Origin of the sequence: Vibrio sp. EA2 (assembly GCF_033042495.1) — a bacterium.
GTDB lineage: Bacteria > Pseudomonadota > Gammaproteobacteria > Enterobacterales > Vibrionaceae > Vibrio.
Genome location: NZ_JAWLID010000005.1, coordinates 140,517 through 156,204, shown reverse-complemented (window position 1 = coordinate 156,204; position 15,688 = coordinate 140,517). Strand labels below are relative to the sequence as shown.

Below are 15,688 nucleotides of genomic sequence, written 5' to 3'. Positions count from 1 at the left end.
GGAATACTCATGTCTGAGTCAAAAAAAACCATTGGCATAACTGACGTTGTCTTACGTGACGCGCATCAATCGTTATTCGCAACTCGTCTTCGCTTAGATGACATGCTCCCTATCGCTCAACAGCTTGATGAGATTGGTTACTGGTCTCTGGAATGTTGGGGCGGCGCGACGTTTGACAGTTGCATTCGCTTTCTTGGTGAAGACCCATGGGTACGTCTGCGTGAATTAAAAAAAACCATGCCTAAAACGCCGCTACAAATGCTGCTGCGTGGCCAAAACCTATTAGGTTATCGTCATTATGCTGACGATGTGGTGGATAAATTCGTCGAACGCGCAGTGAGTAACGGAATGGACGTTTTCCGTGTCTTTGATGCCATGAACGACCCGCGCAATATGCAGCAAGCCATCACCGCAGTAAAAAATAACAATGCTCATGCCCAAGGGACACTTTGCTATACCACCAGCCCGGCACATAATTTACAAACCTGGGTTGATGTCGCGCAGCAATTAAGCGAAATCGGCGTCGACTCCATCGCACTCAAAGACATGGCGGGTATTTTAACGCCATACCAAGCCGAAGAGCTGGTCTCTACCCTGAAAAAGCAAGTCGATGTACCACTTCACCTGCATTGCCACTCTACTGCTGGCCTTGCAGATATGACGATTATTAAAGCGATTGAAGCAGGCGTTGACCGCGTTGATACCGCTATCTCATCAATGAGCGGCACCTACGGCCACCCAGCCACAGAATCGTTAGTCGCGACGCTAAAAGACACGCCATTTGATAGCGGACTTAATATTGAAAAACTAGAGTCTATCGCCGCTTACTTCCGAGAAGTACGTAAAAAATACGCCGCTTTTGAAGGCCAGCTAAAAGGCTCAGATTCACGCATCATCGTCGCACAAGTGCCCGGTGGCATGCTCACCAATATGGAAAGTCAGCTCAAACAACAGAATGCGGAAGACAAACTGGATCAAGTGCTGACTGAAATTCCAAAAGTACGTGAAGAGCTTGGCTTTATTCCACTAGTCACCCCAACGTCGCAGATCGTCGGCACTCAAGCGGTGATCAATGTATTGATGGGTGAGCGTTACAAAACCATCACCAAAGAAACGGCGGGCGTTTTAAAAGGTGAATACGGCCGCACTCCAGCGCCAGTCAACCTTGATTTGCAAGCTCGTGTACTCGATGGTGAGCAGCCACTAACCTGCCGCCCAGCAGACCAACTACCGCCAGAGCTCGATGCCCTAATTAACGACGTAAAATCTCAGGCTCAAGAGAAAAACCTCACGCTTGCCGATGACCTAATCGATGATGTTTTGACCGTCGCCCTATTCCCTCAGGTTGGCTGGAAATTCCTCGAAAACCGCCACAACCCAGATGCCTTTGAGCCTAAGCCATCAGCATCTCAATCTAAACCAGCAAATACAGAGAAAAGTAAAATGACACAAGAATCAAGCACGTACACCATTACTGTTAACAACCAAACGTATGTGGTTGAAGTCAACGAAGGGGGCGATGTCACTCAAGTTTCACCAAGTGCAGCCCCACAACCTGTGCCAACTGCTGTACCAGCACCAGCAGCGAATACTGAGCCGATGAATGCTCCGCTAGCCGGTAACATTTGGAAAATTCACGCTAAGCCGGGCGATACCGTCGAAGAAGGTCAAGTCCTGCTGATCCTGGAAGCAATGAAAATGGAAACCGAAGTGCGCGCCGCGCGTAACGGTCAAATTGCAAGTATAGATGTCTCAGAAGGTGATGCCGTCGATGTCGGTGCACCGCTACTGCAAATCGCTTAACAGGAGTCGCTACAATGGAAAAAGTATTTGCGCTGGTCAATGATTTTGGCTTGTTCCACCTTGAGGTGGGCCAGGCCATAATGATCATTGTCGGCTTACTTCTGCTGTATTTGGCAATCGTTAAACAGTTTGAGCCTCTCTTGCTGGTACCGATCGGCTTTGGTGGTATTCTTGCCAACCTTCCCGATGCAGGGCTTGCAATGTCAGCCGTTGAAAACGCGCTGCATGCAGCCAAGCCGGAAGTAATGTCAGCCTTTGCATCAGCATTGAATCTGACGATGGACTCCGCCGCTGAAATCAAAGCAGCGCTTGCAAGTGCCACACCTACCCAGCTCACTAATATTCATTTGCTGGCTGAAGAGTATCAATACACTGATGGCATGCTGTACCAATTCTACAGCGTGGCTATCGCTTCAGGGGCAGGTCCTTTGGTGATCTTTATGGGCGTTGGGGCAATGACTGACTTTGGTCCCCTGCTGGCTAACCCTAAAACGCTGTTACTCGGCGCTGCAGCGCAGTTTGGTATCTTCGCCACCGTCCTTGGCGCTCTGGGTTTAAGTAGCTTTGGCCTGATGGACTTTAGCGTGGCTCAAGCGGCCGCAGTTGGCATTATCGGTGGTGCGGATGGCCCAACCGCTATCTACGTGTCAAGTTTGCTGGCGCCAGAGCTTCTCGGTGCGATTGCCGTTGCTGCATATTCCTATATGGCGTTAGTGCCGCTAATCCAGCCACCTATCATGCGTGCGCTCACTACACCGGCTGAGCGACAAATTACCATGCAGCAGCTACGTAAAGTCGGCAAGCTAGAGAAAGTGTGTTTCCCACTCTTGCTCCTTGTACTCATCGCTATGCTCCTGCCTTCAGCAACACCACTGCTGGGTATGTTCTGCTTTGGTAACCTGATGCGCCAATGTGGTGTGGTTGAACGTCTGTCTGACACCGCGCAAAACGCGCTAATCAACATTGTGACGATCTTCCTTGGCCTTTCAGTTGGTTCAAAACTGATGGCGGATAAGTTCCTCCAAGCCGAAACCATCGGAATTTTGGCCCTGGGTATTGTGGCATTTTGTATCGGTACAACAGCGGGCGTTCTGATGGCGAAACTGCTTAATCGTTTTACGTCCGAACAAGTTAACCCTTTGATTGGGTCAGCGGGCGTTTCCGCCGTCCCAATGGCTGCGCGCGTCTCAAACAAAGTCGGCCTTGAAGCCAATGCGCAAAACTTTTTGCTGATGCACGCCATGGGTCCTAACGTTGCCGGGGTTATCGGCTCAGCTGTAGCGGCGGGTGTGATGATCAAATATGTGATCGGCTAGACAAATGTAGGAAGAGACTGACAAATGATAACTCCACTAGATCGAGATCAGTTCTCTTCCTCGTTTCATTTTATAAATTCACTGTTCTTAAGTTGCAACGACGATCACATGCCAAATCAAGCCTTTCATCACCATTTATGCAGAAACATGACCTTTCGCCAGCGTGTTTGGGCACTGCTGTTTGTGGTCGTAAGTATTCAGCTACTATTGATAGGTGGTTACTTTCACTACATCTTATCCAACACGCTGACCCATCAGGTCAGCACGCGTGCGGTGATTCAAGCACGAGAAATTGCCAGTGACCCACAGTTAATCGCTGCGATTGCACAGCACAATGACGCCGAAGTCGTAAAGCAAATCGCCCGCTTACAGAAAATCTCCGATGCAGACTTTATTGTGGTGGGCGATGACCAGGGCATTCGTCTTGCTCATCCGGATAAAGAAAAAATTGGTTATCCGATGCAGGGCGGCGATAACGTACGCGCACTTGAAAAAGGCGAACATTATCACTCGGTTCGTAAAGGCAGTCTTGGAGTTGCAATTCGTGGCAAATCTCCTGTGTTCTCGCCACAAGGAGAGATCATCGGTGTGGTCTCAATCGGTTACTTATTAGATACCGTCAGTACCTGGTTACTGCTCTACTCTTATCCTTTTTTCTTCGCTCTTCTCATCATTTTTGCCTGCTCCACTTTGGGCGCGTGGGCATTTTCTCGACACATTAAAAAACAGATGTACGGCATGGAGCCTGAAGAAATTGCGCTCTCACTTCGAGTGCAAAATTCGGTTCTGGAAGCTGTGTATGAAGGTATTGTTGCCGTTGATAAACAAGGGCGTTTTCTCTCCGCTAACCAAGAAGCCCTGCGTATTCTTGGTATTGCACACCATTTAGATTACCTGCGTGGACGTATGGTCAAGGAATTCATTACCCCATGTGAATTTTTCTACGGCGTAAAAATGAACGGTGAGCAAGACATTCAAGAGCGTCAACATGAGGTCATCACCTGTAACGGCGAGACCTTAGTTGCTACACGAGTTCGCATCTGGGAAAACGAGCATGATATTGGCTGGGTGATCAGTTTTCGACCACGTAACGACAAGAGTACGCTCAATTATCAGCTCAACAATATTCGTCAACAAACCGATAATTTGCGCGTACTAAGTCATGAGTACGCAAATAAACTTTCCACTATCAGTGGATTGATACAAATTGGCGCTTATGACCAGGCGCTAAAAGCGATTCGTCAAGAAACGGAAACGCATCAACAATTGATTGATTTCATCTCGCGAACCTTTAACTCAAAAGTGATTGCGGGTCTGTTACTTGGTAAATACACCCGCGCCCATGAGTTGGGGTTAACCCTCGAGTTTGATCCATTTTGCCAGCTACACCATCCTCCGACGCGAATTACCGAAGATGAACTTGCCGCGATTATGGGGAATCTGCTCGACAACGCGTATGAAGCGACACTAAAAAATCCAGACAGCAATAAACAAGTCACTATTTTGCTCTCGGATTATGGCGAAGATGAGCTGATTGTCGAAGTCGCGGATAATGGCACCGGGATTCCGTCACAAATAGCAGAATCCCTATTTGAAAAAGGGATCACAAGCAAAGAACAACCAGGCCACGGCATCGGGCTCTACCTTGTTAACCACTTTGTCACCCGTGCTGGGGGCACAATTGTGGTGGATGACGCAGAACCAGCCGGAACAATTTTTTCTTTATTTATTCCTAACATGAGTACAAATGATGGAAACCTATGACGTATTGATCGTCGAAGACGAAAACAACATCGCCGAGTTTCACTCCTATTATTTGCAGCAAACGCTGCGCTTTAGACCGATTGGCATTGCCAAAAGCGTGACGGAAGCAAAAAAGATGATTCAGTTACTAAAGCCGAAACTGCTGCTGTTAGATAACTATCTTCCAGATGGTAAAGGGATTGATTTACTGAAAGAAATAACAGCGTCGAAAAGCTCACCCGATGTCATTTTTATCACTGCGGCTAATGATATGGAAACGGTACGCGAAGGGGTGAGATGTGGTGTATTTGACTACCTGTTAAAACCGATTTCGTATGACCGTTTAGCCGACTCGCTGGACCGCTACCTGAAATACACCAGCTCCTTGAACTCCAACGACAGTATTAACCAGCGCCATGTTGATGAATTGTTTAACTTTCAATCTAAAACCGCGCATCTTCAACAATTACCTAAAGGCATTGACGAGCTGACGCTGGATAAGGTCACTGAGGCTTTTGATGAAAATGAAGAACTCTATACTGCTGATACTCTGGGTAAAGAAGTGGGCATCAGTAAAACCACCGCTCGTCGCTACCTTGAATTTCTTACTGCGAAAGGCTTTGTCCATGCTGTTATCCAACACGGCCGCGTTGGCCGCCCAGAGCGTGTTTATAAGAAGAGATAATAGAAAATGTTGGCAACACGTCACGACAAACTCGCTGCGTGTTGCCAAGTCTTTACAAAGTAAGGTTGGCAGGAATCACTTCCGTACCCTCCGCGATTTCGAGTGGGCTGTCTAAATTTTCACTGTGCGCCTTGCACAATGGGATCACGTATAGTTGTCGTTCATCATTATGGGCTTTGACTAATACGCCATGCGTATGTTCAACAACGCAATTGACCTCACTGCAATATCTATCGTTCAGAGAACTAAAGTGTTGCCAGTATGAAAGCCACTCTTGCTTCGCTTTATCTTTGATTAACTCATCAGAAACATTACTTACAATCATATGCAGACCATTTGTTTTGTTGTTTGGAATGCTTTGATTAAACCGAAAACTGCGCGGATAAATCTCGCGGTAGCTCAAATAAAAGCATGAGCTTAATGCCCTCTTCGGTTTTTAAGTTTTTAATTGTTTCGGCGTCAATTCAGGGCTCACAGTCCGCCTTAAAAGGGCGTTTCAAATTCATAACATCTATATGCACCCACGCGCTTTTTCATGCTCCGTTGCTATACTTGAAGCAATTTGGTTAGCAATCTTTTGGTTATCATGTCAGATAAAATTACGGTTTGGATTGGCGTAGGCTCGTCAATCATCACCATCATTCTTAGCGTCATGAATTTCAATCTCAATGCGGAAATGCAAGAAATTGACGCTTATGTCAAAAAGGTGGAAGCGGATCTAAAACAAAAGACCTATGAGCTAGAAAAGTCCAGAGAGAATACATCGCGGTATGAGTTTATTAATAAACTGATGCCTGATTTACTGGCCGATGATGAAAAGCATGTGGTGCTCACAACCAACCTGATTGCTTTGGTTCTCGATGAATCCGAAACCGAGCAGCTTTTTAACGGCCTCGCGAGTTCGAAAGAAGAGAATGTCAGTAATGTCGGAAAGATAGGCATCGAAACCATCAACAGTGTCCAGGAAAATAAATCTAAATATCAATCTGCCATCGAATACGAGGCAAAGGCCTTTGACGCGTTAGTGAATCAAGATTTTGTCAATGCCATCAAATACCTCGATATGGCAGAAAAGGTGTATCCCTCTTTTCATCAAGTCTATGAAATTAAAAACCTCCTCAAGGAAAACATAGACAACATACAAGACGAAAAAACAAAAGCGGCGGTTCTTAGAGAAATCGTGTTCGAACTCAGTTGGAAAGCACCTCAGCCACAGCTAAGTCAACTGAGAAAAATGGTGGAATAAATTCAATAATATCAATCACTCGGATCAGGAGATAAATAACATGGCACAATACAAAGTTGGCTATTTCGTTGGTAGTTTGTCTTCAAACTCAATTAACAGGATGCTAGCGAAAGCACTGGCTCGTTTAGCACCGCCAGAGCTTGAACTCGTAGAGATCCCAATCAAAGATTTGCCCCTTTATAGTCCAGATTATGATGCTGATTTCCCTCAGGTAGCACGAGAGTTTAAGCAAGCTATCGCCGATGTGGATGGCATTCTATTTGTCACGCCAGAGTACAACCGTTCAATACCAGGCGCGTTAAAAAATGCCATTGACTGGGCGAGCCGTCCTGGGGGACAAAACTCGTTTACCGCTAAGCCATCGGGTGTAATTGGTACTTCTCCAGGTTCGATAGGAACTGCATTAGCGCAACAAAGTCTGCGCAGCGTATTGTGTTTTTGTAACTCACCACTGATGAATACGGTTGAAGCTTATGTCCAATTTAAGCCGGGGCTGATTACTGAGGATGGTATAGTCACCGATGAAAGCACAGCCGAATTTCTAAGTAACTATATGACTGAACTCCACGCCTTCATCGTCCGTGTTCTCACGGTACTTCCACGAAAACCGCAAAAGCCAGAGTAGTGCTCTTTAGGACACCAATGTAAGCACAGAGCAAATGGCAGTGCTAAGACTATTACGCTGCCATTTTTAAGCGGTTTAGCCCAGATCTAATTCTTTACTCTCAAGCCCCTCAACACCATATCAACCACAAACTCCTGCGCTTTTTCAAACTCTTCTGTCGACAAGGGCCCGCCTTTAATTAGCCTTATTTCGGTATCAAAGTCAGCGTAAAACTGGGTAGCCCCCCAGATCAGAAACAGCAGATGCAGAGGCTCAACAGGGCGAATCAGTCCCTGATCAATCCAGGCTTGAATGATTGTGGCTTTGCCTGCAGCCCAATTGACCATGGGGAATTGAATGGAATCCGCAATAATAGGTGCACCCTGAATGATCTCTTGCGCGAAGATCTTCGATTCTTTTGGGTGTGTGCGGCTGTATTGCATCTTACCGACGATGTAATTTCTCAGCACGACTTCAGGGGGTAACATGGCGGCTTGTTCAGAAAAACCATCGTTCCATAGCGTGAGGATGTCTTTCAATAACGCCTTATAGATGCCTGTTTTTGACTTAAAGTAGTACAGCAGGTTCGCCTTAGGTAAATTCACTCTGTCGGCAATGGCCTGAACAGAGGTGCCTTTGTAGCCATGCTTGACGAACTCATCCGCTGCTGCTTGTAAGATAAGCTCTTCATTACGTCGTCTAATCTCACCGACATTAGCTCGTTTTGTTTGCCCTGCTTCTACAGCCAAGTTGACTCCTTATCTCTCAACTTTTTGTCCCTACCCATAGTGTGTAATAAATAGCGGTTCATCTTAGCTTGCTAAAACGCTTAACGTTACCTATGCGTCGTTAATACCGTTATTCATCTGACTCATCGAGTTATTAAAAAAGATACACGTTACAAGATACGCGCCAACCCTGAAAAGCTTCAGCTAACCTTAGCGAACCGTTGATATCGGGGATCACCATCGCTTAGCCAAACTTAATCTGCATCAAATGAGTGCAATATGTACAAGATTTAGCACCAAAATTGTACACAATCCAGTCGGACCAACGGTTCCCTTCGAAATGTTGGGGGTTTTCTGGCACACATATTATGCTTGATATATAAGCCCTCAAGCCAAAAGTGGAAAGTTATTTTTCAAAAACACGACCAGTTGGTCAGGTTTTTGCTTTAGTCCTAATAACAACTGGCGAATAGCAACAACTAGGCTAGTTATGCAAAGACGAAACGAATAACAGATTCATCCTTGGCTTGTGCTTTCGACAAGACGGCGCGAGCAACTTGGGGCTCTTTAGTTGACCATATGGACAGGTTTTAAATAATAATGAACAGAGGAAGTTATGTTAGAGCTCATGATTAATAATGATGTCGTTAAAGTGACATCAGCAAAAGCAGATACCATGCTTTTGAACTACTTGCGTGAACAGAAACACATGACAGGCTCTAAAGAGGGGTGTGCCAGTGGTGACTGTGGCGCTTGTACCGTAGTGATCGTTGATAGCGATGACGGACATAAACTGAATTATCGTCAAATCAATGCCTGCATCACACCACTTCACGCGTTACACGGTAAGCAGGTTATTACCGTTGAGCACCTTAAGCAGAACGATCAGCTTCATCCCGTGCAACAAACCGTGGTTGACCATCACGGTTCTCAATGTGGATTTTGTACACCCGGGATTGTCATGTCGCTTTATGCGCTGTCGAAGCAAGAAGCAACCCCACAAAACCCAACGCACTTTCTGTCAGGCAACCTTTGCCGCTGCACGGGCTACGGTCCACTTATAGAAGCAGCGAACTCAATTACTGCAAACCGTATCGATGATCCACTTAGCGCCCATGAAGCCACAGTCAAAACATGGATGGCCTCCGTCTCGGAAGAAAACGAGCCTGATTATGCGCGCCCGCAAAACCGTCAGCAACTCGCTCAGGCAATCAAGGATATGCCAGGGGCAAAAATGATCGCAGGCGGAACGGATTTATCACTTGAGGTGACTCAGCAACACAAACCTCTGGCGCAACTGATCGACTTGTCTCACGTCGATGACTTACTGACAATCACAGAGACTTCGGCAGGTTGGCGTATTGGTGCGGCAGTTCCGATGACGCAGGTACATGAGTTTGTGAAACAACATTTTCCAACGGCAGATGAAGTGATTGAACGTTTAGGCAGCCTGACAATCCGTAACAGAGCAACGCTGGGCGGCAGCCTTGGCCATGCATCACCCATTGGTGATATTGCCCCACTGCTTATCAGCCTACATGGCTTGATTGAATTGGATGATGGCGAAGACAAAGTGTTACTGGCACCGGAAGAGTACATTACCGGTTACCGTCAGACAGCGCTTCAGCCTAACCAGTGGATCAGCGCAATTCACTTGCCGCAACTGGCTAAAAACGAGCGCCACGCCATCTATAAAGTCAGCAAACGCTACGAAGATGATATCGCGACAGTCACTTTGGGACTGAATATGGCGTTTGGTTCCAGCCACTGTGTCACTAATTGCATCATCTCCGCTGGCGGAGTGGCCGCGAAATCAGTGCGCCTTAGCCAGTTAGAAGCGCTATTTATTGGTAAGCCATTGTCGCTATCTGTCGTTCAGCAAGCTCAGGAAATGGTACCTCAGGTGATTCAGCCACTGAGTGATGTACGAGGCAGTAATACTTATCGAGTCAAGTTGGTTCAGAACCTGCTTAAACGTTTTTATTTAGAGTCTCAGAGCATTGAGACAAGGTTGGTGCAAGATGCGTAAGTTAACTCAGGTTGAATCGGGACAAACCATACTCCCTGAATCCCAAAAAATCGTGGGGAAATCTTATAAGCATGAAAGTTCTGCGAAACAAGTCAGCGGAGAGGCACTATTTGTCGATGATTACGCCACCCCAGCAGGTTGCTTACACGCCGCCGTTGTGACCAGCACCATCGCTAAAGGCCTCATTACTGAGCTCGACTTATCAGAGATTGAGCACGCTGAAGGCGTGGTAAAAGTACTGACTGAAGCGTCAATTCCCGGCGAAAAGGACATTGGTACCATCCTCAAAGGCGACCCACTGCTAGCGATGGGTAACGAAATTAAGTACTTTGGGCAGCCCATTGCCCTGATTCTGGCGACGTCACATGAGCTTGCATGGAAAGCCGCAAGTCTGGCTAAAGTTGAATACTCCGAAGACAACGATTTAACCCTCACTTATCCAAAAGCCACATCACAAAACCCTCTGTTACCTCCGCACCAGATGGGCAAAAAAGTCGAGCAACACGTCTTTGACCAAGCCCCTGTTTATGTTCACGGCGACATCCACGTCGGTGGTCAGGAACACTTTTATTTAGAAGGTCAGGTGAGCCTTGCGGAACTGACTGAAGATAGAGGTATCTTCTTACGCTGTTCAACCCAAAACCCGTCTGAAGTCCAGAAGTTAGTCGCCGAAGTATTGGCTGTAGACTTTAACCGAGTCACGGTTGATATGCGTCGTATGGGCGGAGGCTTCGGTGGTAAAGAAAGTCAGGCGGCTCAATGGGCATGTCTGGCGGCACTTGGCGCTCATCACACAAAACGCGCCGTAAAAATGCGTCTCCCTCGTTCAATGGATATGACGGCCACAGGTAAACGTCACCCATTTTACAACCATTACCAACTTGCGGCAGACGCTCAGGGACAGATCATTGCTGCGAATATAGAGGTGAACGGTTTGTGTGGCCACTCCCCTGACCTATCGGATGCGATTGTCGATCGCGCCATGTTCCATGCGGATAACGCTTACTCGTTAGGCCAGGCCTGCGTGGTTGGCAACAGGCTAAAAACCGATATGGTTTCCCATACTGCATTCCGTGGATTCGGTGGCCCCCAAGGGATGATCGCGATTGAAAAAGCGATGCAGGACTTAGCGCTTCAGGTTGGACAAGACGCTCTCGATGTTCGTTACAAAAACCTGTATCGCGATGAAGCAAAAACCACACCTTATGGTATGGAAGTCGAACAGCATGACGCAATGCTGGATATCATGCGACAGCTTGAGCAGCAAAGTCACTACCGCGCTCGCCGCGAAGCAATCAATCATTGGAACCAGAGCAATCCAGTGCTTAAAAAAGGCCTGGCATTAACGCCGCTCAAATTCGGGATTGCCTTTACCGCAACGCACCTGAACCAGGCAGGTGCGCTTATCCATGTTTACACCGACGGGACACTTCAGGTATCACACGGCGGGACAGAAATGGGCCAAGGTCTGCATACAAAAATTCAGCAGATCGTCGCTCAGTCTTTCGGTATCGATATTAACAAGGTGCTTGTCACCTCAACCCGCACGGATAAAGTACCAAACACGTCGCCAACAGCAGCGTCTTCAGGTGCTGATCTGAACGGTATGGCGGCACATAATGCGGCAATGGCTATTAAACAACGCTTGCTTGATTTCGCTTGCGAGCATTATCAAGTCGAAGAAGCGGACATCGTCAACGGTGAGCTGGTTGGTATCGAATCCTCACCGAAATACCAACAACCCGTCAGTTGGGCGGAGTTAGTTCAGTTAGCATATATGAACCGCATTTCCCTCTCTGCAAGCGGATTCTATCAAACACCAAAAATTGGTTATGACCGAAGCACGGCCACTGGTCGTCCGTTCTTCTATTTCGCTCTGGGTGCCTCTTGTTCAGAAGTCACGATCGACACCCTAACTGGCGAAATGCGCGTTGAAAAAGTCGACATTCTTCATGATGTGGGTAATAGCCTGAATCTGGCAATCGATAAAGGCCAAATTGAAGGCGCGTTCATTCAGGGCATGGGCTGGTTAACCACCGAGGAGTTAGTCTGGGGTGAAAATGGTCATTTGCTAAGTAACAGTCCGATGAACTACAAAATCCCGACGATTGGCGACTACCCGAAACAGATGCACGTTGATCTGTATGATCAGGCGAATCCGGAATACAGCATTTACCGCTCTAAAGCCGTCGGTGAACCACCCTTCATGCATGCGAACAGTGTCTGGTGTGCAATCTACGATGCCGTGGCCTCAATCAGTCAACATCAATGCGCTCCAGCACTGCACGCGCCTGCAACAGGCGAAGAGATTCTTAACGCTTGTGAACATCAGCAACAGTGGCTTGAAGAGCAATCAATGCAGGAGGAATCTTATGTCGTCGAAGAGTGATACCTACCTGTCTAACCCGGGAATGAATTGGTTAGCGGCCTGTCAGCAACTTGAGCAACAAGGCCAGGCGTACTGCATTGCAACGGTGCTCGCTTACGTGGGTTCTGTACCGCGCTCTAGTGGTGCAAAAATGGTTATCTCGGCTCAAGGCCAGTTCGATACGCTCGGCGGCGGCAACCTGGAATACCAAGTGATTGCCAAAGCGCGTGAAAACCTGGCGCTGCAACACGCAGAACCCATTATCGAACGTTTTGCGCTGTCAGCCGATCTTGGGCAGTGTTGTGGCGGTGCGGTACAAGTGATGTTTGAGTATTTCCAAACGCAAACGCCTCAAGTGGCGATCTTTGGTGCCGGACATGTTTGTCAGTCTCTCACCAATATTCTCAGTGGCTTGTCTTGCCATGTAAAAGTTATCGATAGCCGCCCAGAATGGTTAGCGCCTTTAGCGCAAAAAGGAATCGAGACAAAACAACATGCCAACCCAGTCGAGGCGATTAAAAATCTGAAAGACAACACATTCGTGTTGATCATGACGCAAGACCACGCGCTTGATTTTGAACTGACTCAACACGCGCTCGAAAGTCAGCGTTTCGCTTATGTCGGCTTGATTGGCTCACAAGGAAAAAGCCAGCGTTTCCGGTTTCGCCTTAAAGAGCAACTGACCGATATCAACTTGCTAGACCAACTCACTTGCCCAATTGGTCATCCTGACATCACAGGCAAACTACCAATGGAAGTTGCGGTGTCCGTCTCAGCTCAATTGATGAACCTTTTCAAGCATCATCACGCGTCCGTGCCGTCTACTGACCTGCAGTTAGATGAGAAACAACGCAATGAAGAGCAGTGGCGACAAGCCAATATTGTGCGAAAGAATATCAAGGAAAACCATCAATGAATGCAGTAAATCAAGCCTTGAACCTAAGTGACGAACAGTTAGAGAGAATTTGTACCAGCCAACGTTGGCAGCAAGAAATGAAAATCCGCATGCCGTTTGACTCAGCAGATTCTTTACATCGCAGCGCAGAGATTGCTTTCACCAAGTTAAAAGAAGGTGACTGGCTCGAAGCTTTCGCAGGGCACCCAATGATTGGGGACCTTAATAGCCTGAAAAAGAAATACGCTCAGGGCAAAGACCTCAGCGAAAAGGAGCAAAAGAACGTGAAGCAGGCTTCAACCGATGTGTTGCAAGAAATGCTTACACTCAACCGCGAATACCACGACAAATTTGGCTTCATTTTTATTGTGTGCGCCACCAATAAGACTGCTGAAGAGATGCTCAACTTACTCAAAGGCCGAATCAATCGCTCTCGGGATGAAGAACTGCATCAAGCCGCAATAGAACAACAAAAAATCAGTAATATCAGAATGGAAGCCTTGTTATGAAACAACTCAGTTGCCACGTTTTAGATACCGCAAACGGAAAACCGGCTGCCGGTATTCAAGTTCAACTATTTAGCCTTAGTGACCAAACCTGCCTCGCGGAAGGCACCACCGATCAAGATGGTCGTGCCAAGTTCCCACAAGTCACACTGGAAAAGCAGGGCTATACGCTACGTTTTCTTGTCGCACCTTATTGTGAAGCACAATTTGGTAGCGCTTTCTTTCCTCTCATTGACGTGAATTTCAACGTTTATGACGAGGGTAACTATCACATCCCTCTTCTGCTATCCCCATTTTCTTATTCGAGCTATCGGGGAAGTTAATTAGAGAGGATTGTGCTTCAGTGAAGCAGTTAGGCTAAGCCCCCTCGCAAAGCGCAATCCAACATCAACAGGACATAATTTCAAAGAGTAAGACGTTAATAAGGAATATGACGATGTGGCCACAACTTTATGAATGGCTGGCGCTGTTTATCAAATGGTTTCATGTGATCTGTGGCATTGCATGGATTGGAGCGAGCTTTTACTTTACTTGGTTGGATAACAACTTAGAGACACCGCCAAAATGGAAAAAAGATAAAGGCATTAAAGGCGACTTATGGGCGGTACATGGTGGTGGATTTTACGAAGTCGCTAAGTATCAGGTGGGTCCGGAGAAAATCCCAGAAAAACTGCACTGGTTTAAATGGGAAGCCTACGCCACCTGGCTAACTGGCTCTGCGTTGATGATTTGGATGTATTACTTCAACGCACAGGCTTATCTGATTGATCCACGAGTCATGGAACTGACCTCACTACAAGCCGTTGGTATTGGGGTTGGTGGTATTTTGCTTGGTGTTGTGGTTTATGAAGGGCTGATGCGCTCACCTTTAGGTCGTAATACTGTGCTGTTTAGCGTCGCGTTACTCGCGTTTGGTGCGTTATTTTTCTATGGCTTTACCCAACTGTTTAGTGGACGTGGTGCATTTATCCATATGGGCGCACTCATTGGCTCTATTATGGTCAATAACGTGTTCCACAAGATCATTCCTGGTCAGCGCAAGATGGTGGCGCAAGTTATCGCAGGTGAAACCGTTGATCCGGCGCCGGGTTTAGAAGGTAAACGACGCTCAATCCATAACAACTACTTCACTCTGCCAGTGATTTTCTTGATGATCAGTAATCACTATCCGATGATCTATCAACATCCGCTGAACTGGCTGATTGGCTTTTTCGTTATGATCATCAGCGCGTATATCCGTCATTACTTTAACCTCAAACATGTTGGTAAAAATCAACCAGGTGTCATGTTAGGTGGTGCTTGTGCAATGTTATTGCTGGCTGTTGTTGTAAGTTGGCAGTCAACGTCTGGCAAAGTAGCGCAAGCTACCGTTGCGAGTACCGATAGCCATCATGAAGCCGTCACAAGTCAGGTATCGCTCACTGACGATCAGATGATTGCAAAAAAAATCATTGATGAACGCTGTAGCCAGTGCCATAGCTCGACACCAACGGATGATGTATTCAAGGTTGCGCCAAGTGGTGCCGTGTTCGACAGTTGGCAAGATATTGAACGCTGGAAGGCTCGCATTCTGGTTCGCTCCGTCGAAAGTGCTGACATGCCATTTTTGAATAAAACCAAGATGACCGATGAAGAGCGACAACGCTTAAAAGAAGTGTTGAATTAACCTATCAATCTGAAGCCACCTGAAACCCAGGTGGCTTTTTTATTTCGATTTCAAATTATTACTCTGCAGCCAAGCAATATCGAACCAGGTTGTGAATGC

14 protein-coding genes are annotated in these 15,688 nt (G+C 47.0%); 12 read left to right on the top strand and 2 right to left on the bottom strand.

The annotated features are described in order from the left end of the window. Window positions 1-9: 9 nt before the first annotated feature. From oadA to RXX31_RS13460, 4 genes are all read left to right on the top strand, one after another. Window positions 10-1,803, top strand: coding sequence for a sodium-extruding oxaloacetate decarboxylase subunit alpha (gene oadA, locus RXX31_RS13475; RefSeq protein ID WP_317589977.1), 1,794 nt, complete (start codon window positions 10-12; stop codon window positions 1,801-1,803). A 14-nt stretch (window positions 1,804-1,817) separates the two neighbouring features. Next, the gene (locus tag RXX31_RS13470) at window positions 1,818-3,119 is read left to right on the top strand and encodes a sodium ion-translocating decarboxylase subunit beta (protein WP_317589976.1); all 1,302 of its coding nucleotides are present in this window, start codon (window positions 1,818-1,820) and stop codon (window positions 3,117-3,119) included. A 108-nt stretch (window positions 3,120-3,227) separates the two neighbouring features. Then, complete coding sequence (locus RXX31_RS13465; RefSeq protein WP_317589974.1) at window positions 3,228-4,883, top strand: sensor histidine kinase; 1,656 nt, start codon at window positions 3,228-3,230, stop codon at window positions 4,881-4,883. Then, entirely contained in the window at window positions 4,867-5,547 is a 681-nt protein-coding gene (locus tag RXX31_RS13460) for a response regulator (RefSeq protein WP_317589973.1), read from the top strand. The genes RXX31_RS13465 and RXX31_RS13460 overlap by 17 nt, the downstream gene beginning before the upstream one ends. Before the next feature lie 52 nt (window positions 5,548-5,599). On the opposite strand, the gene RXX31_RS13455 is transcribed toward RXX31_RS13460, so the two are convergent. After that, window positions 5,600-5,872 carry a hypothetical protein gene (locus tag RXX31_RS13455; RefSeq protein WP_317589971.1) on the bottom strand — a complete coding sequence of 91 codons (273 nt, stop codon included), beginning with the start codon at window positions 5,870-5,872 and terminating at the stop codon, window positions 5,600-5,602. A gap of 261 nt (window positions 5,873-6,133) precedes the next feature. Here RXX31_RS13455 and RXX31_RS13450 point away from each other — a divergent pair, with 261 nt between their 5' ends. Next, a complete protein-coding gene (locus tag RXX31_RS13450; RefSeq protein ID WP_317589970.1) occupies window positions 6,134-6,793 on the top strand; it encodes a hypothetical protein in 660 nt (219 codons plus the stop codon). Between the two features lie 40 nt (window positions 6,794-6,833). After that, entirely contained in the window at window positions 6,834-7,418 is a 585-nt protein-coding gene (locus RXX31_RS13445) for an NADPH-dependent FMN reductase (protein ID WP_317589969.1), read from the top strand. 86 nt (window positions 7,419-7,504) lie between these two features. Here the strand turns inward: RXX31_RS13445 and RXX31_RS13440 are convergent, their stop codons facing one another. Beyond that, window positions 7,505-8,146: a TetR/AcrR family transcriptional regulator gene (locus tag RXX31_RS13440; protein ID WP_317589968.1), complete on the bottom strand. Its 642-nt coding sequence runs from the start codon at window positions 8,144-8,146 to the stop codon at window positions 7,505-7,507. A gap of 595 nt (window positions 8,147-8,741) precedes the next feature. Here RXX31_RS13440 and xdhA point away from each other — a divergent pair. The 6 genes from xdhA to RXX31_RS13410 all read left to right on the top strand — a co-directional run bounded on the left by xdhA (window position 8,742) and on the right by RXX31_RS13410 (window position 15,589). Continuing rightward, entirely contained in the window at window positions 8,742-10,154 is a 1,413-nt protein-coding gene (xdhA, locus tag RXX31_RS13435; protein ID WP_317589966.1) for a xanthine dehydrogenase small subunit, read from the top strand. After that, a complete protein-coding gene (xdhB, locus tag RXX31_RS13430; protein ID WP_317589965.1) occupies window positions 10,147-12,543 on the top strand; it encodes a xanthine dehydrogenase molybdopterin binding subunit in 2,397 nt (798 codons plus the stop codon). The genes xdhA and xdhB overlap by 8 nt, the downstream gene beginning before the upstream one ends. Next, complete coding sequence (gene xdhC / locus RXX31_RS13425; protein WP_317589964.1) at window positions 12,527-13,438, top strand: xanthine dehydrogenase accessory protein XdhC; 912 nt, start codon at window positions 12,527-12,529, stop codon at window positions 13,436-13,438. Before xdhB ends, xdhC begins: the two co-directional genes overlap by 17 nt. Continuing rightward, window positions 13,435-13,926 (top strand): 2-oxo-4-hydroxy-4-carboxy-5-ureidoimidazoline decarboxylase, encoded by a 492-nt coding sequence (locus tag RXX31_RS13420; protein ID WP_317589963.1) that lies wholly within the window; start codon window positions 13,435-13,437, stop codon window positions 13,924-13,926. The genes xdhC and RXX31_RS13420 overlap by 4 nt, the downstream gene beginning before the upstream one ends. Further along, window positions 13,923-14,246 (top strand): hydroxyisourate hydrolase, encoded by a 324-nt coding sequence (uraH, locus tag RXX31_RS13415; RefSeq protein ID WP_317589962.1) that lies wholly within the window; start codon window positions 13,923-13,925, stop codon window positions 14,244-14,246. Before RXX31_RS13420 ends, uraH begins: the two co-directional genes overlap by 4 nt. A 113-nt stretch (window positions 14,247-14,359) precedes the next feature. Then, a complete protein-coding gene (locus tag RXX31_RS13410) occupies window positions 14,360-15,589 on the top strand; it encodes a urate hydroxylase PuuD (RefSeq protein ID WP_317589961.1) in 1,230 nt (409 codons plus the stop codon). The last annotated feature ends 99 nt before the right edge of the window (window positions 15,590-15,688 follow it).